Consider the following 20,024-nt stretch of genomic DNA (forward strand, 5'->3'; position numbering starts at 1 on the left):
CCGGCTACTAGGCTCAGGTGGGCCAGGTCGTACACCTGCAGGTCTGGGACCTCTCGCATCCCAAAATCCTAAGGCCGGAGGGGAGGGGTGCGGAATATCGGCTTGAGGCTCAGGCCTACTCGGATATGCGGGCCCCGCCGCCCCCACCCGACGGAAGCGCTATGCCCTGGCCCCCTTCAGCTTGGGCAAGGGGGCCGAGCGGTTAGACCTCGAGCCAGACCTGCCCCCCCTCGAGCTTGGCCTTATAGGCTTTCACCGGGCGTGGGGCGGGCAGGGTGGCCTTGCCGGTGCGCAGGTTGAAGCGGGCTCCGTGTCGGGTGCACTTGATGTACTCCCCCTCTACCGGTCCGTCTGAGAGCGGGTTGCGGTCGTGGGTACAGATATCCGAGATGGCGAAGACCTCCTCTCCCGCCAAAAGCACCAGGATCGGGGTTTTTTCCCCAGCTACCTCGACTACCTTGCGCCCGTTTTCAAACTCCTCGATGCGAGCGATGGGAATCCAGGGCATAAGAGGGCTAGAGGCTAGACGCTGAACGCAGAACGCATACCGCCGGGGTGGGGCGTTGGGCGATCAAAGCCGCACCTTTTCCTCGATCACCCGCTCGATGTGCTCGCGTAGGGGCAGCAGCGGGATACGCGTCAGCACATCGTAGAGGTGGGCCTTCACCAGCACCTGCTGGGCGACAGGCTTGGGCACCCCCCGGCTCATCAGGTAGAAAAGCTGCATCTCGTCCACCGGCGCCGTGGTGCTGCCGTGGGTGCAGCGCACCTCGTTGGCGGCGATCTCCAGCTGGGGTATGGACTCCACCCGCGCCTCGCTCGAGAGCAGCAAGTTGCGGTTGGACTGGTAAGCGTCGGCCTTTTGCGCGGCTTCCTCGAGCTTGATGAGCCCCGAGTAGACGGTGTGGGCCTGGTCCTTTACCGCCCCCTTGTACAGCAGGTCGCTTTTGGTGTGGTGTTCGGCGTGGTGCTGGAGGGTGTAGTGGTCGAGGTGCTGCTCGCCGTGGGCAAAGTACAGGCCCAGCATCTCGCTGTCGGCCCCCGGCCCGGCCAGCTCGGACTGGGTCTCCGTGCGCGCCAGCGTGCCGCCGAAGGTGGCGGTGAGGTCATTGAGCCGAGCATCCCGCTCCAAAACCGCTCGGGTACGGTGGAAGTGGTAAAACCCCAGGGCCAAAGTCTGTACGTGGGCGTGCCGCAGCTGGGCCCCCTGCCCCAGGATCAGCTCGCTCACTGAGAGGTTGACCCCCAGGTCAACCGCGGTGGGAGAGACGTACTCCTCGATGTAGACGGCTTTGCTGTTGGCTTCCGCGACGATCAGGGTGCGCCCGATGGAAAGCTGGCCACCCCCCAGGTAGTGGAACACCCCGAGGGGGGTATCGAACTCCACCCCCTGCGGCACGAATAGAAAAGCCCCGTGGGTGAAGAGCGCGGCATTGTAGGCCGTTAGCTTTTCCTTCCAGCCCACGGCGCGGAATAGGGCCTGGCGGATTGGCCCCGCGTGGGTGTTCAGCGCCTCGGCGAGGGTGGTAAGCACCACCCCTTTGGCGCGCAGCTCCTCGGGCAGCTCCAGGTACACCAAGTCCGCGCCCACGAACACCGCAAATCCAGCCAGCTGGGACTGCTCGAGCCGGGCTTTGATCTCAGCAGGCAGGGCTTCCCGGCTGAGCTTTTGGCCGCTGGGGCGCTCGAGGGCGAGGGTCTCGAAGGGTACTTTGCTGATATCGGTGTAGCGCCACTCCTCGGTCTTGAGGGTGGGGTAGGGAAGCTTGGCGAAGGCCTCCCAGGCGGCCAGGCGGTTTTCCAGGAGCCACGGAGGTTCGTTGAGCTTTTGGGAGACCTCGAGCACGAGATCACGGGAGAGTTCGCTTACGCTCTGCATCATCCCACCGAGCCTTCCATCTCGAGTTCGATCAAACGGTTGAGTTCCACGGCGTACTCCAAAGGCAGCTCCTTGGCGATGGGCTCGATAAAGCCCCGCACGATCAGGGCCGCCGCCTCGTCTTCCTTGAGGCCCCGGCTTTGCAGGTAGAAGATCTGCTCGTCATTGAGCTTGGAGACCGTGGCCTCGTGGCCGACGTGGGCGGTGTCCTCCTCGATCTCGATGTAGGGGTAGGTGTCGGTGCGGGACTCGGGGTTGATGAGCAGGGCGTCGCATTCCACGTTTACCCGGGCATGCTTGGCCCCCTCGTAGACCTTGACCAGACCCCGGTAGCTGGCCCGCCCCTCGCCCTTGGAGATGCTCTTCGAGACGATGGTTCCGCTGGTGTGGGGGGCGGCCAGGATCAGCTTGCCGCCGGTGTCCTGGTGCTGGCCGGTGTTGGCGAAGGCGATGCTCATGATTTCCGAGCGGGCCCCTGGCTCCATGAGGTACGAGGAGGGGTATTTCATGGTGAGCTTGGAGCCCAGGTTGCCGTCCAGCCACTCGTGGTAGGCGTCCCCGTAGACCATCGCCCGCTGGGTAACCAGGTTGTACATGTTGTGCGACCAGTTCTGGATGGTGGTGTAGCGGCTCCGGGCCCCCTTGTTGACCACGATCTCAATCACCCCGCTGTGAAAGGAGTCGGTGGAGTAGGTGGGGGCGGTGCAACCTTCGATGTAGTGCATCTCCGCGCCCTCGTCCACGATGATGAGGGTGCGCTCAAACTGGCCCAGCTCGGCGGTGTTGACCCGGAAGTAAGCCTGGAGGGGCAACTCCACCTTCACCCCCTTGGGCACGTACACGAAGCTCCCGCCCGACCACACCGCCGAGTTGAGGGCGGCGAATTTGTTGTCCTCCGGCGGGATTACCGTGGCGAAGTACTCCCGGAAGAGGTCTTCGTAGTGCTTGAGCCCTTCTTCGATGCTGACGAAGATCACCCCCAGCCGGGCCAGCTCCTCCCGGACTTGGTGGTAGACCATCTCCGAGTCGTACTGCGCCCCCACCCCGGCCAACACCTTGCGCTCGGCCTCGGGGATGCCCAGCCGCTCATAGGTGCGCCGGATCTCCTCGGGCACCTCGTCCCAGCTCTTGGCGTCGCGGACCTCGGTGGGTTTGGCGTAAAAGTAGATCTCGTCGAAGTTGAGGCCCGAGAGGTCGCCCCCCCAGGTGGGCATGGGCTTGGACTCGAAGATCTCCAGCGCCTTCAGGCGGAAGTCGAGCATCCACTGGGGCTCGCCTTTGTGGTAGCTGATGGCCTCCACCACCCGCCGGCTCAGGCCCTTTTCGCTCTTGAAGACGGGCTTCACCTCGTCTATGAAGCCGTACTTGTATTCGCTGCCTATGGTGGCTACATCGAAGTTATCGGACATTTGGGTTCCTCCGGTTAGCGCCAGGAGGCAAGCGCAGCGGGGCGGCCCTTAGCTTTCCCGGTACGCCTCCTGGCTTCATAGTCCTTGCCGTCTCTCCGTGCGGGTCAGCCCCCGGCGACGGCGAGTTCTTTGACCCAGTCGTAGCCCTTGGCCTCGAGCTCCAGGGCCAGCTCTTTGTCGCCCGACATCACGATCTTGCCATCCATCATCACGTGGACCCGGTCAGGGACGATATAGTTCAAAAGACGCTGGTAGTGGGTGATGACCAGCGCGCCGAACTCGGGACCCCGCATGGCGTTTACCCCCTTGGCCACGACCTTGAGGGCGTCGATGTCGAGGCCGGAGTCGGTCTCGTCGAGGATGGCGTAGGTGGGCTCGAGGACCATCAGTTGCAGGATCTCGGCGCGCTTTTTCTCCCCGCCCGAGAAGCCTTCGTTGAGGTAGCGGGTGAGGTAGTCCTCGCTCCACTCGAGGGTCTGGATGGCTTTGGTCACCTTGGCGTAGAACTCGCTCACGCTCACGTCCTCGCCGCGCTTGGCGTTGAGGCAGAGCCTGAGGAAGTTGGCGATGGTCACCCCCGGCACTTCCACCGGGTACTGGAAGGCCAGGAAAAGCCCCAGCTTGGCCCGCTCGTCGGGTTCCAGCTCGAGGATGTTCTGCCCGTCTACCAACACCTCGCCCTTATCCACGCTGTACTCGGGATCCCCGGCGATCACTTTGCCCAAGGTGGACTTGCCGGTACCGTTGGGCCCCATCAGGGCGTGGACCTCTCCTCTGGGCACCACCAGGTTCACGCCCTTCAAGATCGGCTGGCCTTCGATAGATACCCATAAATCTCTGATCTCGAGCTGATTCGCCATTCGTACCCTCCGAAATATTGCCACCGTGAATGGGTAGCTTATTGCAACCCATTACCAGTAAGAGTATAGCCGGAAATCCCATAAAGTCTAGTAATTTAGTCGGGATTTTCCTCGTCTCTAGGGGTGCGAAGAGGTCGTCAGCCAGAGGGCCAGGGCATCCGCAGGGGTCAGCGGGGCCAGGGTGCCGATCCAGGCCTGGAGGGCTTCGACCGGCCACAGCGCCCCCAGCACCCGCCCAACCTGGGCGCGGAAAGGTTCCGGGAGCGAGCAGGCCTCCAGGGTGCGCCGTCGGGCGGCCTCCTCCTGGCCCAGCCCCAGCAGGGCTTGGGCCTCGAGGGCGATCCTCCAGGCCAGGAGGCCGGGGTCGGGCAGGGGAGGGGTGGGGTCCATCTGGAGTAGCTGCGCCAGCACCTCACCCCACCGCCCGGACCGGCCGAGGGCCTCAGCGTAGGAGAGGCGGGCCTGGGTGCGGTGGTAAGGGTCGCTGAGCCCCAGGAAGGGCCGCAGCAGGCCTTGCGCCTCCTCGGCGGGCCTGAGCAGGGCCAGCATCTGCGCGGTGTCGAGCCGGAGGGCGGTATAGCGGTCGCTGCTGGGGGTCTCCTCGCATAGCTCGGCCCAGAGGGTTTCCAACAGCCCGAGCGCCTGGGGGGCCTTTCCCCCGCCGCGGAACGGGGGCCGGTAGGGATGATTGGTCTCGGCGACCCAGTAGGCGGTGGCCAGCCGCAGCCGGGTGCGCAGGTGGCGGTAGCGGGCCTCGCTGGGACGCTCGGCGGTGGTGCGCAGGTAGCGCTCGGCCAGGGCGGCCAGTTGTAGGGCCTCCCAGGGATGCCCCCGGGCCGATTCCAGGATGCTGGCCTCGCTCTGGGCGCGGGTGCGGGTGAAGGGATCGGGGGCTTCCTGGATGGCCTGGTACAAGAGCCGCGCGGCCTCCTCGTACTGCCCCAAGCGGCGGTGGGCGGTGCCCAGCCGGGCCCGCACCCGGGCGATCTCCTCGCGAGGCGCGTGGTGGCTCTCCAGGTTTTCCAACGCTTCCCGGATGTAGCGGGCGGCCTCTTCGGCGCGCCCGATCCGCATCAGCAAATCGCCCATCTGGTAGCGGGCCCGGCCCACCAGAAGCGGTTCGTGGCCTACCTGGGAGAGGGCCTCGAGCGCCTCCTCGAAGCGCCCGGCGTCCTTGGCCACCAGGCCCTGCCACAGCCGTACCCGGTCCGACAGAAAGGGCGGCGTGGGCAGCGCCAAGGCTCGCCGCACATACCCTTCGGCCCGGGCATAGTCGCCGCGCCAGCGCTCGAGGGCCGCCCGCACCAAGAGCCCCTCGGCCTCCACCTCTCCTTGTAGCTCATGCTCGGGCGGGGCCTCCTCCAGGGCCCGGGCGTAGTCTCCTGCGTCGATCTGGGCCTCGGCGGACTTTACCTTGGCCCATACCCGCAGCTCGGGGTCCGGCGACTGGGTCAGCAGCGCCAGGGCTTCCAGGGCTTCCGGGTGGGCGTACTGCCCCAGCACCGCCCGGTAGCGCACCAGGATGGTCGCCAGCCGCTCGCGCAGCGAAGGGCCGCCAGGCCCCCGGCGTTGCCGGTCGGCGGCTCGGTTCCACCCTGCCGACTCAGCCCATAGCCCAGGCAGCAGCGAAAGCCGCGAGGGGTCCTGGGCCAGGAGCGCGAGCAAAAATTCCAGCTCGTTCGCCCCCCGCGCATGGTACAGCTGGCGGAAAAGGTTGCCCCCGGAAAAGTACCTCAGCGCCAGCCGGTGTAGCCTTTGCGCTTCTTTCTCCGGGATGTGGGTGGGGAGTAGCTTGCGCAGCGTGGGCCGTACCTGCCCTTCGCCCACGGGCTGAAAAAGGGCCCGCTCGGCCTGGGAGAGCTGTTCGAGCCGCCGCCCCAGCGCTTGTTCCAACAGGGGGATGGGCACCGCAGGGTCGGCTTCTGGCGAGAGCACCGCCAGGGCTTGCAAGATCGGCCTCAGCTTGGGATCTTGGCTCAGGTCGGCGGACCGGGAGGGGCTCTGCGGGCGGGTGTGGGCCGCCGCCATCGCGATCTCCAGCAGCACCAGCCGCTGTAGCTCTCCAAAGTTGCGCCCCGCCTGGTTCACCAGGGCGTCTACCCGCTCGGCGGGCAGGTCGGGGAGCTGGTCTTTTACGAAGCGCCGGGACTCCTCGCGGGTGGGGGGGGAGAGCATCTGGTAGGGAAGGGTGGGTGGCGGCTCGGTCAGGGCCGCCAGGTAGGGCACCGAGAGCGCCCTCAGCAAAGGCTCGAGCCAGACCGAGAGGTTCACCCGTTCCCCCTCGAGGTTGCGCAGGGGTAGCCCGGAAAGCTGTCCGTCGGCCTCGGCCCGCAGCAGCAGGGGCAGGCCCTGCCGGTTGAGGGCCTCCGCCAGGGCCTGGCGCAATTCGCCTTGCAGGGCGGCTTTGAGGGCATAGGGCTGGGTGGGGGAGAGCTGCGCCAGCAGGGCCTCGAGCTTGTCTTGCACCCCTAGCCGCTCCGAGAGCGGGTATAGCTGTTGCGCCAGCTCGCCGCCCAGGTTGACCATCAGGCTCTTGGGCACGGCTTTCTGTACCGCCGAGAGCAGCACCCCTTTGCCGGTGGCCGCCCCGCCCACGACCACCATCTGGGGGCAGTGGCCCTGGTGTAGGGCCTTGGTGAAAAGCCGCAGGATGCGGCGCTTATCCCGCCCCAGCGACCGCCGCGCCGACTCCACCCCCAGCTCGAGGGGCGGGGTGGGGGGCTCGAGCCCGGCCTCCTGGTATAGCTCCGCGATCACCTCGAAAAGCCGCAGCTTTTCCTCGGGGGCCCCCAGGTCTTTGTACAGGATGTTCCGCACCGTTCCGGCCTTACCCCCGCGCTCCGCGACGGCCGCCTCGAGCCAGCGCAAGGACCCCCTTTTCCCCCGATGATCCCGGCCAGACAGATACGGGCGCAGGGCCTCGAGGTGCAAAAGCCAGTGTGTAGCGGGTTGGGTCATGATGGGTACACTTATATACAAATTACCAGACGCAAGCGACCGCTTGCGTCTGGTGCAGGGGGCTCGAATTCAATGAAACTGCGCTTCCTCGGTGGAGCCCACCAGGGCCGCGGTGGAGGCCTGGCCGGCGGTGATGGCCAAGAGCACCTCGTCGAAGTAGCCTGCCCCCACCTCGCGCTGGTGCTTGACCGCGGTGAAGCCATCCTTCTCGGCGGCGAACTCCAGTTGCTGCAACTCCACGAAGGCGCTCATGCCGCGCTCTTTGTAGTCCTTGGCCAGCTCGAAGGTGCGGTAGTTGAGGCTGTGCCAGCCGGCCAGGGTGATGAACTGGAACTTGTAGCCCATCGCCCCCAGCTCCCTTTGGAAGCGGGCGATGGTCGCGTCGTCGAGGTTTTTCTTCCAGTTGAAGCTGGGCGAGCAGTTGTAGGCCAGCATCTTGCCGGGGAACTCCCGGTGCACGGCCTCAGCGAACTTGCGGGCCACCTCCAGGTCGGGGGTGGAGGTCTCCATCCACAACAGGTCGGCGTAGGGGGCGTAGGCCAAAGCCCGGGTGATGCAGGGCTCGAGGCCATTGCGCACCCGGTAGAAGCCCTCCGGGGTGCGCTCGCCGGTCACGAAGGGCCGGTCGCGCTCGTCCACGTCAGAGGTGAGCAGGGTAGCCGCCTCGGCGTCGGTGCGGGCGATGATCAGGGTGGGCACGCCCAGCACGTCGGCGGCCAGGCGGGCGGCCTGGAGGGTGCGGATGTGCTGGGAGGTGGGGATGAGCACCTTGCCGCCCAGGTGGCCGCACTTCTTCTCGCTGGAAAGCTGGTCCTCCCAGTGCACCCCGGCGGCCCCCGCCTCGATCATGCTCTTCATCAGCTCGAAGGCGTTCAAGGGACCGCCGAACCCGGCCTCGGCGTCGGCCACGATGGGGGCGTACCAGTAGCGCCCGCCCTTGCCCTCGCTCCGCTCGATCTGGTCGGCCCGCATCAGGGCGTTATTGATGCGCCGCACCACCTGCGGCACCGAGTTGGCGGGGTAGAGCGACTGGTCGGGATAGGTCTGCGCGGCCAGGTTGGCGTCGGCCGCCACCTGCCAGCCCGAGAGGTAGATGGCCTCGAGGCCGGCCTTGACCATCTGCACCGCCTGGGCCCCGGTGTAGGCCCCGAAGGTGTTGACGTAGGGCCGCTCGTGCAACAGCTCCCACAGCCGCTCGGCCCCCCGCCGGGCCAGGGTATGCTCGACCTGGAGGCTAGGCCGCAGCCGCACCACGTCCTCGGCGGTGTAGTCGCGCTTGATCCCTTGCCAGCGGGGATCGCTCTGCCACTCCTTGCGCAGCTTCTCAGCTTCCAGCTTCATCTCTGGGGTCAGGTTCATGGCTTCCTCCTGATACCCCTCCAGTCTGGAGGAATGGGCTGCGCCCAGCTCGGTGTAGCCTCGAGTTCAAGACACCCTCTGTATGGTGTACCGACTTCTTTTTTACACCAAAAGTCAATTACACCGTTTCACGGGCGCCGAGGAATTGTTCCAGCGCCCGCCCGGCCTGCTGCACGTGGGCGCGCATGGCGGCCTCGGCGGCCTCGGCGTCGCGGCGGCCGACGGCCTCGAGGATGGCCTCGTGCTCGGCCAGGGAGAGCGGCAGGCGTCCGGGGATCACCGCCGAGGAGTTGATGAGCAGGCGGATCTGGCCGTCGATGGTCTCGGCCACGGCCAGCAATCGCTTGTTGCCCGCCGCTTCCCAGAGGGTGCGGTGGAAGGTCAGGTCGAGGTCGCCATAGCTCTCGATATCGCCCTGCTCGGCGGCCTTGCGCTGGCGCTGGAGGACTTTTTCTAGCTTCCTGGGCAGGACTTTGCCGTTGTTCTCCACCGCCAGGCGGGCGGCCAAACCCTCTAGCACCTCGCGCAGCCGGTAGATCTCTTGCACGTCCTCCAGGGTGGGTTCCAGCACGAAATAGCCCCGGTGGGGCACCGCGACCACCAACCCCTCGCGCTCGAGGGCGGCTAGGGCCTCCTTGATGGGGGTGGGGGAGAGCCCCAGCTCCTCCGCCAGCACCCGCACCACCAGCTTGCGGCCCGGAGGGAGCTTACGGCCCAGGATGGCCTGGCGCAGGGCTTTGTAGGCTTCGCGGTTGAGGGTGGTGCGGCTCAGCATCTCTATTGCAGTGTAGCACGATTGACGACAAAAGATTTTAGATATAAAATCCGCTGCGTATACCAAGGAGGCCGACGTGGCGCACAGAGCTCTGGCGCATAAAAGCACCGACGACGTGGCGGTAGCGGTGAGCGAGCTGAAACCGGGAGAGACCCTCACCATCGAGGCGCTGGACGGGGGTAAACCCCACCAGGTGAAGGTGCTCGAGGCCATCCCCCTGGGCCACAAGATCGCCCTGCGCGACCTGCCCGAGGGGCACGTGGTCATCGAGTACGGCGAGAAGATCGGACGCATGACGCGGGCCGTGAAGAAGGGGGGCTACGTGCACACCCACAACCTCCGCACGCTGCGCTGGGATTACGGGAAAACGCCAGACGCGAAGGGCAAGGCATCCTCTCAGAAGAAGGGGGGTAGGTGATGGCCAAAGCCGCTACCGCCATGTCGCTTAGCGGCTACCGCAGGGCCAACGGCGCGGTGGGGGTGCGCAACCACGTGGTGGTGCTGCCGGTGGACGACCTCTCCAACGCCGCCGCCCTGGGGGTGGCCCGGCTGATCAACGGAACCGTGGCCCTGCCGCACCCCTATGGGCGCTTACAGTTCGGCGAGGACCTCGAGCTCACCTTCCGCACCCTTTCGGGGCACGGGGCCAACCCCAACGTCTACGGCGCGGTGGTCATCGGCATCGAGCCCAAGTGGACCGAGCGGGTGGCCGAGGACATCGCCCGCACCGGCAAGCCGGTGGAGGTATTCTCCATCGAGCGCCACGGCGACCTCAACACCATCAACCTGGCGGCTCGAGCGGCCTACCGGCTGGTGCAGGAGGCCTCCGAGGTCCGGCGTGAACCCATCCGCCCCTCGGAGCTGGTGACCTCGATCAAGTGCGGGGAGAGCGACCCCACGCTGGGCCTGGCGGGCAATCCCGCGCTGGGCCGGGTGGTGGACCGGCTGGTGGACTTAGGGGCCAGCGTGATCTTCGGGGAGACCTCCGAGCTCACCGGCGGCGAGCACCTCATCGCCGAGCGCTGCGCCACCCCCGCCCTCAGGAAGAAGTTCCAGCAGATCTACGACGCCTACATCCGGATGATCGAGGACCAAGGCGTGGACCTCTTGGGCTCGCAGCCCACCGAGGGCAACATCCGCGGCGGGCTTTCCACCATCGAGGAGAAGGCGCTGGGCAACATCCAGAAGACCGGCTCCCGCCCGGTGAGCAGGGTCATCGGCTACGCCGAGTCGGTGAGGCCGGGAGAGGGCCTGGTGTTCATGAACTCCTCCTCGGCGGGGGCCGAGCACGTGACGCTGTGCGCGGCGGCGGGGAGCGTGCTGCACTTCTTCACCACGGGCCAGGGCAACGTGGTGGGCCACCCCCTGATCCCGGTGATCAAGATCTCGCCCAACCCCGTCACCTGCTCGACCATGAGCGAGCACATCGACGTGCCCCTACCCGACCTGCTGGTGGGCGAGATCGGCCTGGACCAGGCTGCCGAGCGCATCTTCGGGGTCTTCGAGCGCACCGTGAACGGCCGCCTGACCGCGGCCGAGCTGCTGCGCCACGAGGAGTTCGTCCTCACCAAGCTGTACCCGAGCGCATGATCCTCGTCTGCGAGTTCATTACTCCAAGCGGCCTCGAGCGCCTCAGGCAGAGCGGCCTCGAGGTCCAGTACGACCCCGACCTCTGGAAAGAGCGCGACGCGCTCAAGGCCCGGTTGGCCGAGGCAACGGCCCTCATCGTGCGCAACCAGACCCAGGTCGATGCCGAGTTGCTCTCGGCGGGGCCGAAGCTCCGGGTCGTGGGGCGGCTGGGGGTGGGGCTGGACAACATCAACCAGGCGGACTTGGCGGCCCGGGGAGTGAAGCTCTACTTCGCCCGCGGGATCAACGCGGTGGGGGTGGCCGAGTACGTGATGGCCGCCATGCTGCACCTGGCCCGGAACCTGGCCGGGGCGGCGGCGCATGTGGCCGGGGGCGGCTGGAACCGCAGCGCCTTCGGGGGCTTCGAGCTCTCGGGTAAGACGCTGGGCCTGATCGGGCTGGGCGAGGTGGGTTTGCGGGTGGCGCGGCGGGCTGGGGCCTTCGGCATGAAGGTCGTGGCCGCCGACCCCCAGCGCCTGCCCTGGGAGAGCGCGGTGGAGGAGCTGGGGATCACCCTCACCTCCCTCGAGGAGGTCTTGCGGCAGGCCCAGTTCCTCTCGCTGCATGCGCCGCTGACCCCCGAGACCCGCCACCTCATCCGCGCCGAGACCCTGGCCCTTTTGCCCAAGGGGGCTTACCTCATCAACACCGCCAGGGGTGAGCTGGTGCATAACGAAGACCTGGCCGCGGCGCTGCGCTCGGGGAGGCTGGCGGGGGCGGTGCTGGACGTGGTGGACGAGGAACCCCTCCCCGAGCACCACGTGCTGCGGGGGGTGGATAACCTGTGGATCACCCCCCACGTGGCCGGGCTCACCGCCGAGGCCCAAGAGCAGGTCGGGGTACGGGTCGCCGAGGGGGTACTGAGGGCGCTGGGGGTAGCATGAAGATCGCCTACGCCCAGCTTCTGCAAACCGTGCAGGCCCACTTCGCCGGCCTGGGGCTCAGCGCCGAGCACGCGGGGGCCATGGCCGAAGTGTTGCTCGAGGCCGAACTCGAGGGCAACGCCGGGCACGGCCTCTCCCGCCTCCCGCAGTACACCCAGCAGCTCAGGGCCGGGGGGCTCAACGCCCGGCCCGCGATGCGGCTCGAGCGCCCCCGCCCCGCGGTCGCGCTGCTCCACGCCGATGGCGCCCCGGGTCCGGTAGCCGGGCTCTTCGCGGTGCGGGCGCTGGCCGAGCTGGCCAAGGAACAGGGGAGTGCGACCGTGGCGGTGCGGAATGCGGGGCACGCGGGGGTTTTGTCGGCCTACGTGGGGAGGCTGGCCCAGGCCGGCCTGGTCGGCCTGGCTTTCGCCAACACCCCGCCCGCCCTCCATCCGGGGCCGGTGCTGGGCACCAACCCCATCGCCCTGGGCGCCCCCGCCGAGCCCGAGCCGGTGGTGGTGGACACCTCGGTCGCGGTGGTGGCCCGGGGCAAGGTCATGGCCGCGGCCAGGCGGGGTGAGCCCATCCCGGAGGGCTGGGCGGTGGACAAGGAGGGTCGGCCCACCACCGACGCCAAAGCCGCGCTCGAGGGCTCCTTGCTGCCCATCGGTGGCGGCAAGGGCTTGGCCCTGGCGGTGCTGGTGGAGGTGCTGGCCGGGGCGCTGGCGGGGGCGGTGCTCTCCCCCGAGCTGCCCCTGCCCTGGGGGCCGCCGGAGCAGGCGGCCAAGCCGGGGCTGTTGCTGGTGGCCTTCGACCCGGCGGCTTTTGACGAGGGGTACCGCGAGCGGGTAGCCCGGATGGTGGGGGCGCTCGAGGCTGCCGGGGGGCGCATCCCCGGGGCCCGGCGGGCGGCGCTGCGGGAGAAGGCCCGGCGGGAGGGGCTCGAGCTCAGCGAGACCCTGCAGGCGGAACTGGCTAAACTTGGCCTAAAAGTACAAGGAGGAGCGGCATGAAAAAGCTGTTTTGGCTCGCGTTGGCGGTACTGGTGGCTTCCTTTGCCCTGGCCCAGCAGGGCACGCGGCTGCGCGTGTTCATCGGGGGGCAGCAGCGCCCCGACGTGATGCGCAAGATTCTGGACATCTACCAGCAGCGCAACCCCGGCGTGCGGGTAGAGCTCGAGGTCGGCGGGGCCACCTCCGACCAGCAGCAGCAGTACCTCACCACCGTGCTGGCCTCGCGCGACCCCTCGATCGACGTGATCCTCATCGACGTCATCCGGCCGGCCCAGTACGCCGCGGCCAAGTGGTCGGACACCCTCGACAAGTACTTGCCCGGCGTGACCCGCGAGAACCTGCTAAAGCAGTACCTCCCGGCCTACGCCAAGGCCAATGTGGTAAACGGCCAGCTCATCGCCCTGCCCAGCTTTGCCGACGCGCAGTTCCTCTACTACCGCAAGGACCTGCTCGAGAAGTACGGCTTCAAGCCCCCCACCACCTGGGACGAGGCCATCAAGCAGGCCCAGACCATCCTGGCTGGAGAGAAGAACCCCAACCTCAACGGCATCGGCTTCATGGGCAACATCTCCGAGGGCACGGTGTGCAGCTTCCTACTGCCCATCTGGGCCGCCGGGGGCGACGTGACCGACGCCAACAACCGCCTCATCCTGACCGAGGCCCAGGCCAGAGACGCCCTGCAGTTCTGGCTCGACCTCATGGACAAGTACAAGGTCTCCCCGCCCAACATGGCCGAGAAAGCCCAGGACACCATCCGCCAGGAGATGCAGGCCGGGCGCTGGATCTTCGGCACCCTCTTCGCCTACGCCTGGAATAGGTTCCAAAACGACGCCGACAGCCAGGTCAAGGGCAAGATCGGGGTGGTGCCGCTGCCCAAGTTCGAGGGCGGGCGCTCGGCGAGCTGCTTGGGTGGCTGGCAGTGGACCATCTCCGACTTCTCCAAGAACAAAGCCCAGGCCTACAAGCTGGTGCGCTTCCTCAGCAGCCCCGAGGTCTCCAAGATCCTGGCCATCGAGGCCTCCAACCTCCCGGTCTTCCCCGCCCTCTACAAAGACCCCGACGTGCTCAAGGCCAACCCCTGGTTCGCCGACGCCCTGCCGGTGGTGCAGGCCGCCCGCGCGCGCCCGGTCCATCCCCGCTATACCGAGATTGCCGACGTGATGCGCAAGGCCCTCAACGCGGTGCTGGCCCGCACCAAGACCCCGGAGGCCGCGGCCAAAGAGGTCATCGACGGCTTGCGCGCGATCTACAGGTGATGTCATACGTCATACTTCGTATGTCCTTATGGTGCCGTTTAGCGTACGACGTATGACGTACGACGTACGACGGAAGCCATGATGATCCGACCCCAACCCCGCCACCGCAGGAGTTTCGGCGACCTCAGCGAGCGCGCCCTGGCCTTCTGGCTGCTGCTTCCGGCGGGGCTGCTGCTGGGCCTCATCGCCCTGTACCCGGTGCTCCGGCTCGTCTACACCAGCTTTTTTCACTATCAGCTCACCTTGGGGCCCGAGGCCAGCTTCAGCGGGCTGGAGAACTACACCGCTGCGCTGCGCGACGCCCGCTTCTGGAACGCGCTGAAAAACACCGCGCTCATCGTGCTGATCACCGTTCCAGGGGCGCTGGTGGTGGGGCTCGGGCTGGCTTTGCTGGCTAATTTGCCCTTCCGGGTGAAGTGGCCGGTGCGCCTGGGATTGCTGTTGCCCTGGGCCCTGCCGCTGGTCTTCGTGGGCCTGATCTTCCAGTGGTTCTTCGACAGCCAGTACGGGGTGGTCAACGACCTCATCGTGCGGCTGGGCGGCGAGCGGCAGTTCTGGCTGTTCAAGCCCGACCTGGCCTTCTGGGCCATCTGCTTCACCATCATCTGGAAGACCAGCTCCTTCGTGGCGCTGCTCCTGCTGGCGGGTTTGCAGACCATCCCCAAGGAACTCTACGAGGCCGCCGAGGTGGACGGAGCCGGCCCCTTCCAGCGCTTCTGGCGCGTGACCCTGCCGCTTTTGACCCCGGCCATTCTGGTGGCCATGATCTTCCGCACCATCACCGCCTTCCAGACCTTCGACATCCCCTACGCCATGACCAAAGGTGGCCCCGGCAACGCCACCGAGACGCTGGCGATGTACGTGCGGGTGACCAGCATCGAAAACCTCAACTTCGGCTACGGCTCGGCCCTGGCGGTGCTGCTGTTTTTGATCAGCATGGCCATCACCGTGCTCTACCTGCGCTACGTGAGGGGGGCGGATGAGTAGGGGTCGTACGCAAGAGGCCAAAGGCAAAACGCCGAATGCCGAACGCCCTCAAAATATCGGCGTTTTGCCTCAGGCCGGATCGGGGGCCGCATGAACCCCTTCAAGAACCCGCGCCTGTGGCTGTGGATCGCCGCGGCCCTCGTGGTGGTCAACGGCTTCTTCCCGGCGGTATGGATCTTCTTCACCTCGCTGAAGCTCGAGGGCGAACTCACGCGCATCCCCATCACCTACTGGCCGCAAAACCCCACCTTCCAGAACTACCTCCAGGCCTTTCGCGAGCAGCCCCTGGGCCGCTACTTCCTCAACAGCGTGATCGTGGCGGTGGGTTCGACCCTGCTGTGTGTGGGGGTGGCGAGCTTGGCGGCCTACGCGCTGGCCCGGCTGCACGTGCCGAGGCGCAACCTGATCCTCTCGCTTTTGGTGGGGGTCTCGATGTTCCCGGTGGCCTCGCTGATGGTGCCGCTGTACCAGACCTTCACCGAGCTGGGCCTGCGCAACAACTACCTGGCCCTGATCCTGCCCCACGCCGCGCTTTCGCTGCCGGTGGCCACCCTCACGCTGGTGAGCTTCTTCGCCGGGATCCCGCGCGACCTCGAGGCGGCGGCGATGGTGGACGGCAGCACCCGCCTGGGCGCTTTGTGGCGCATCGTGGTCCCGCTCTCGGCGCCGGGGGTCTTCACCGCGGCCATCCTGGCCTTCGTCAACAGTTGGGACGAGTTTTTGCTGGCCTCCACGCTGCTACCGGCCAAGGCCATGCGCACGCTGCCGGTGGGCATCCAGCTCTACCAGGGCGAATACGTCTTCCCCTGGCCGCTGATCTCGGCGGCGCTGGTGGTGGCCTTGGTGCCGGTGGCGCTGGTCATCGCCCTCTTCCAGGAGCGGGTGGTGGGCGGCCTGACGCAAGGGGGGGTCAAGGGGTGAGGCAAGACGCAAAACGCAAGACGCGAGACGCAGGTCGTACGTCGTACGCAAGAAGGGGTGTGGCTCTGGACCCCTGAGGGGTTGTCCTGGGCGTTTGGCGTGTAGCGTTTGGCAATCTTATGTTACGCATTGGACTGGTTCCCATCGTGCGGCCCCTGTTCCGGGGGGCCCGGTTTGGCCTCGAGCGCGCCTCGGCTCAAGCCCTCCAGCGCCTGGGCGCCGAGCTGGGCTTTGCGCTGGCCTACGTATCTGACCCCGTGGCCGAGGCTACCCAGGCCGCCGCGGCGGCGCGGGCGGCTCAGGCGGCTGGGCTGGACTTGCTGCTCGTCGAGCACGTGACCTTCGCCACCGGGGACGTGCTCTTGCCCCTCCTGGAACTCCCTATGCCGGTGGGCCTGTGGGCGCTGCCGGAGGTGTGGGATACGGGTCCGCTGCCACAGAACGCGGTCTGCGGGCTGAACCTGGGGGTTTCGCTGCTGGAAAAACCGGCCAAGTGGTTCTACGGTGCGCCCGAGGACGGGTGGTTCCGCGAGCGCCTGGGTCTGACCCTCGCCGCCCTGCGGGGGGCCAAAGCCCTGCGCGAGAGCCGGGTGCTGTGGCTGGGCGGCCCCGCGCCGGGGTTCTTCGCCTTCGACGCGCTGCCCGAGGTGGGGATGCGGGTGGAGCGGGCGGGCCTCGAGGTGCTGTGGGAAGCCCTCGACGGCGTGCGGGATTCCGACGTAGACGAGCTGGCCGCCACCTTCGACGAGCTGGCCGAGTACCCGCCGGAGCAACTGCGCCAGACCTTCCGGCTCGAGCTGGCCCTGGCCCAGGTGGCGCGGGGCTACGACGGGGTGGCCATCCGCGAGTGGCCCGAGATCCCCGATAGGCTCGGGGTGATGGCCTACTCGGCCATGGCCCGCCTGGCCGATAGGGGCCACACCTTCGCCCCCGAAGGCGACGTGCTGGGGCTGGCCGGGCAGCTGGCGCTGCAGGCCGTCTCGGGGCAACCGGCCATCCTGCTCGACATCTCGCACTTCGGGGCCAAGGGCCTGATGCTCTGGCACGGCGGCGAGGCCCCCAAAGCCTGGGCGGGCGGCCCTACCCGGCTCATCCCCCACTTCAACCGGGGCCTGCCCGCGGTGCGCGACATGCCGCTCAAGGCGGGGCCCATCAGCGGCCTGCGGCTCTTGCCGGGTCGGCGGGCGGTGGTGCACGGGGGCCATTTGAGCGGCGAGAAAGGCTACGACGGGGACTCGAGCTGGCTGGTGGCGGCGAGCTGGGCTGGAGCGCCCCAGGGGCCGCGCGAGTTCCTCGCGAGCTGGCTCAACCACCGCCTCCCCCACCACCTGGCGGTGGGCCTGGGCGAGCACCAGGCGGCTTTGCTGGAGATGTGTGCCTGGCTGGGCTTGGAGGTACTCCCGGCCCAGCCGGAGGAGAATGGGCTGGTATGGCGCGGGTGATCACCCTGGGCTGGGCCTGCCTGGACCAGCGTTTCTACCTCGAGCATTTCCCGCCCACCCACAGCCGCACCCCGGTGCGGGGCTTCCGCCAGGCCATCGGCGGGCCGGCGGCGGTGGCGGCCCAGGCCGTCGCCCGGCTGGGGGGAGAGGCACTGCTCCTCTCCCGGCGCGGCCCGGACGCGGTGGGGGAGAGCCTCGAGGCCGCCCTGCGCGCCGAGGGGGTGCGAAGCCGCTTCACCCTGGGCCGCGAAACCCCCGTCAGCGCGGTGCTGGTAGCCCCGGACGGCGAGCGCTACATCTTCCCCTACCGCCCCGAACTGCCTGCCGAGCCGGACTGGAGGCCGGAGGAGGTGCTGGAGGGCGTGGGGGCCGTACTGATCGACCACCGCTGGATCCGGGCCGGGCTGGCCCTGGCCGAGGCGGCCCGCGCGCGGGGCCTCCCGGTGGTGCTCGACCTCGATCACGACCGCCCCGAGGCCTGGGAGCTGGTGCCCCTGGCGAGCCACGTGGTGGCCTCGGAGGAGCTGGCCCGGCAGATGGGCGGGGTAGAGGCCCTGCTGGAGCGCATTCCAGGCTGGGCCGCCGTGACCCTGGGGGCCGAGGGCGTACGCCACCGTGGGGGCCACCTCCCCGCCTTCAAGGTAGCCGTCAGGGACTCGACGGGTGCGGGGGATGTCTACCACGGCGCCTTTGCCCTGGGCCTGGCCGAGGGGATGGGCGAAGAGGGGGCCTTGCGCTTCGCCGCCGCGGTCGCCGCCCTGCACGTGCAAAACGGGGAACCCCCCAGGAGGCCTGAGGTCGAGGCGTTGTTGTCATCAAGAAGAGGTGAACCATGAAGACCACCCCTGCTAAAGCCCGCGCTTACGCCCGCATCGGCGACGCCCAGATGCGCTTCGGCACCCTGGCCATCGACCAGCGCCCCCCGCTCTTCAACCTGGTGGCCAAGGCGCTCGACAAAGACCCAGAAGCCGTGGGGGCCGAGGTCGCCGCGCTCAAGGGCCTGCTGGCCGAGACCCTGGCCAAGAGCGTCACCGGCATCCTGATCGACCCCCACTACGCCTTCCCCGCCGCCATGCCCCTCATCCCCCGCGAGACCGGGTTGATGCTGACCCTCGAGCACCACCGCTTCCAGACCGTGGAGGGCGGCTGGCGCAAGAGCGCGGTGATTCCGGGCTGGAGCGTGGAGCGGGCGGTGCAGATGGGCGCCGATGGCCTGAAGCTTTTGGCCTGGCATCGCCCCGACGCTCCCGCCGAAGTCACCGAGCACCAGCTCGAGCTGGTGCGAAGGGTGGGCGAGGAGTGCCAGAAGGCCGACCGGCTGTTCATCTTCGAGGTGCTGCCCTACCCCCTTCCCGGCGAGGACGAGGCCACCTACAGCGCCAAGCTGCGCGACCTCTCGCTCGAGGTCGCCGCCGCCTTCGCCGACCCCGGCTTCCACATCGACCTCTACAAGCTGGCCATCCCCGGCGCGGCCAGCCTGGTGAAGGAGTGGGGCGGCAAGGGCTACAGCCTCGACGACCTCGAGGCCGAGATGCGCGAATACAGCAAGCTCCCGGCCCCCTGGCTGCTGCTCTCCGGCGGCCTCAACACCGACCAGTTCGTCGAGGCCTTCGAGCGCGCGGTAGCCGCCGGGGCGCGGGGCTACTTGGCCGGGCGGGCCATCTGGCAGCACCCGCTGCGCCGCTACCCCGACCTCGAGGCCACCCGTGCGGCCTTGCTGGAGGAGGGCCGCGAAGCCCTCGACCGGCTCAACGAAATCCTCCTCACCCTCCCGCCCCTGTACCCCGAGACAGACTGGGTTTTGCCCGGAGTGGCTGGTTAGGCGCCATTAGCGAAGCGGGCTCTGGAGGCTTGACCCCAAGGTAAGGGAACCTTACTATGTTAAGAGCATAACAAACCCTTGCTTTTCGCAAATAAAGGAGAGGCCGATGCCCGCAAAAAAAGCCCCTGGAGGATTCACCGCTGAGGAACAAGCCGCCATGAAGGAGCGCGCCCGGGAGCTAAAGGCGGGCAAGGAGGGCGGAGAGAGCGCCGCGCTCGAGAAGATCGCCGAGCTGCCGGAGCCCGACCGCTCCATGGCCCTCAGGCTCCACGCCCTCATCAAGGCCAGCGCGCCGGAGCTCTCGCCCAAGACCTGGTACGGGATGCCCGCCTATGCCAACCGGGAGGGCAAGGTGGTCTGCTTCTTCCAAGGCGCACAAAAGTTCAAAACGCGCTACGCAACCCTCGGGTTCACCGACGCGGCGAAGCTGGACGAAGGCCATATGTGGCCGACCGCCTTCGCGCTGAAGGCGCTGACCCCTACTGAAGAGGCTAAGATCGCTGAGCTGATCAAAAGGGCGGTGGGTTGAGGGCCGAGCCAGGCGTCAAAGCGACAAGGCAACGTCAGACCGCCGCAAAGGCGCTGCGCGGCGGCATAGATGCTGCCGGGGGCAAGCACGCCGTCTCCGGCGCCTTCGAGGAGCACGCTTAGGACCCCGACGATTACCGCGCGGCGAACGTCTTCTGGCTGCCACCCGCGTCGGGTAAATCTCAAGGCTCAGGCCGAGCAGCCCACCACCGACCGGCTCGTGGACGAGGCCGAACGCGAGGCGTGCTGCCGGCTATAAGCTATACTCGTGAGTTCTGAAACCGAGGAGGCATAGATGAGCATCCCCAAATACAAGCTCAAAA

Annotated in this window: 18 protein-coding genes; 11 read left to right on the forward strand and 7 right to left on the reverse strand. The window is 67.6% G+C overall.

The features are described 5' to 3' along the window. Positions 1-202: 202 nt before the first annotated feature. From DNA98_RS08385 to DNA98_RS08415, 7 genes are all read right to left on the reverse strand, one after another. Positions 203-508, reverse strand: coding sequence for a non-heme iron oxygenase ferredoxin subunit (locus DNA98_RS08385; RefSeq protein WP_110529015.1), 306 nt, complete (start codon positions 506-508; stop codon positions 203-205). Between the two features lie 63 nt (positions 509-571). Next, positions 572-1,879, reverse strand: a complete 1,308-nt coding sequence (sufD, locus tag DNA98_RS08390; RefSeq protein WP_110529508.1) for a Fe-S cluster assembly protein SufD — start codon at positions 1,877-1,879, stop codon at positions 572-574. Beyond that, positions 1,879-3,288 (reverse strand): Fe-S cluster assembly protein SufB, encoded by a 1,410-nt coding sequence (sufB, locus tag DNA98_RS08395; protein WP_110529018.1) that lies wholly within the window; start codon positions 3,286-3,288, stop codon positions 1,879-1,881. Before sufB ends, sufD begins: the two co-directional genes overlap by 1 nt. 104 nt (positions 3,289-3,392) lie before the next feature. Continuing rightward, positions 3,393-4,148 carry a Fe-S cluster assembly ATPase SufC gene (sufC, locus tag DNA98_RS08400; protein ID WP_110529021.1) on the reverse strand — a complete coding sequence of 252 codons (756 nt, stop codon included), beginning with the start codon at positions 4,146-4,148 and terminating at the stop codon, positions 3,393-3,395. A 117-nt stretch (positions 4,149-4,265) separates the two neighbouring features. After that, a complete protein-coding gene (locus DNA98_RS08405) occupies positions 4,266-7,106 on the reverse strand; it encodes a tetratricopeptide repeat protein (protein ID WP_110529024.1) in 2,841 nt (946 codons plus the stop codon). Positions 7,107-7,175: 69 nt separating this feature from the next. Beyond that, a complete protein-coding gene (aceA, locus tag DNA98_RS08410) occupies positions 7,176-8,465 on the reverse strand; it encodes an isocitrate lyase (protein ID WP_110529028.1) in 1,290 nt (429 codons plus the stop codon). Positions 8,466-8,583: 118 nt separating this feature from the next. Beyond that, positions 8,584-9,240 (reverse strand): GntR family transcriptional regulator, encoded by a 657-nt coding sequence (locus tag DNA98_RS08415; RefSeq protein ID WP_110529030.1) that lies wholly within the window; start codon positions 9,238-9,240, stop codon positions 8,584-8,586. Positions 9,241-9,316: 76 nt separating this feature from the next. Here DNA98_RS08415 and DNA98_RS08420 point away from each other — a divergent pair, with 76 nt between their 5' ends. From DNA98_RS08420 to DNA98_RS08470, 11 genes are all read left to right on the forward strand, one after another. After that, positions 9,317-9,658, forward strand: a complete 342-nt coding sequence (locus DNA98_RS08420; RefSeq protein ID WP_110529034.1) for a UxaA family hydrolase — start codon at positions 9,317-9,319, stop codon at positions 9,656-9,658. Further along, complete coding sequence (locus tag DNA98_RS08425) at positions 9,658-10,830, forward strand: UxaA family hydrolase (RefSeq protein ID WP_110529037.1); 1,173 nt, start codon at positions 9,658-9,660, stop codon at positions 10,828-10,830. Before DNA98_RS08420 ends, DNA98_RS08425 begins: the two co-directional genes overlap by 1 nt. Then, the gene (locus tag DNA98_RS08430; protein WP_110529040.1) at positions 10,827-11,753 is read left to right on the forward strand and encodes a hydroxyacid dehydrogenase; all 927 of its coding nucleotides are present in this window, start codon (positions 10,827-10,829) and stop codon (positions 11,751-11,753) included. The genes DNA98_RS08425 and DNA98_RS08430 overlap by 4 nt, the downstream gene beginning before the upstream one ends. Further along, positions 11,750-12,745: an Ldh family oxidoreductase gene (locus DNA98_RS08435; RefSeq protein ID WP_110529043.1), complete on the forward strand. Its 996-nt coding sequence runs from the start codon at positions 11,750-11,752 to the stop codon at positions 12,743-12,745. Before DNA98_RS08430 ends, DNA98_RS08435 begins: the two co-directional genes overlap by 4 nt. Beyond that, positions 12,742-14,001, forward strand: a complete 1,260-nt coding sequence (locus tag DNA98_RS08440; RefSeq protein ID WP_110529046.1) for an ABC transporter substrate-binding protein — start codon at positions 12,742-12,744, stop codon at positions 13,999-14,001. The genes DNA98_RS08435 and DNA98_RS08440 overlap by 4 nt, the downstream gene beginning before the upstream one ends. 78 nt (positions 14,002-14,079) lie before the next feature. Next, a complete protein-coding gene (locus tag DNA98_RS08445) occupies positions 14,080-14,988 on the forward strand; it encodes a carbohydrate ABC transporter permease (protein WP_233493161.1) in 909 nt (302 codons plus the stop codon). 90 nt (positions 14,989-15,078) lie between these two features. Next, positions 15,079-15,909 carry a carbohydrate ABC transporter permease gene (locus DNA98_RS08450; RefSeq protein ID WP_110529049.1) on the forward strand — a complete coding sequence of 277 codons (831 nt, stop codon included), beginning with the start codon at positions 15,079-15,081 and terminating at the stop codon, positions 15,907-15,909. A 119-nt stretch (positions 15,910-16,028) separates the two neighbouring features. Further along, positions 16,029-17,351: a fucose isomerase gene (locus DNA98_RS08455; RefSeq protein WP_110529052.1), complete on the forward strand. Its 1,323-nt coding sequence runs from the start codon at positions 16,029-16,031 to the stop codon at positions 17,349-17,351. Continuing rightward, positions 17,339-18,187, forward strand: a complete 849-nt coding sequence (locus DNA98_RS08460; RefSeq protein ID WP_110529055.1) for a PfkB family carbohydrate kinase — start codon at positions 17,339-17,341, stop codon at positions 18,185-18,187. Before DNA98_RS08455 ends, DNA98_RS08460 begins: the two co-directional genes overlap by 13 nt. Continuing rightward, on the forward strand, positions 18,184-19,173 hold the full coding sequence (locus DNA98_RS08465; protein WP_110529058.1) for a tagatose 1,6-diphosphate aldolase: 990 nt from the start codon (positions 18,184-18,186) through the stop codon (positions 19,171-19,173). The genes DNA98_RS08460 and DNA98_RS08465 overlap by 4 nt, the downstream gene beginning before the upstream one ends. A gap of 106 nt (positions 19,174-19,279) precedes the next feature. Then, positions 19,280-19,702 (forward strand): iron chaperone, encoded by a 423-nt coding sequence (locus tag DNA98_RS08470; protein WP_165363938.1) that lies wholly within the window; start codon positions 19,280-19,282, stop codon positions 19,700-19,702. Positions 19,703-20,024: the final 322 nt, after the last annotated feature.

This window comes from Meiothermus sp. Pnk-1 (assembly GCF_003226535.1).
Classification (GTDB): domain Bacteria; phylum Deinococcota; class Deinococci; order Deinococcales; family Thermaceae; genus Allomeiothermus.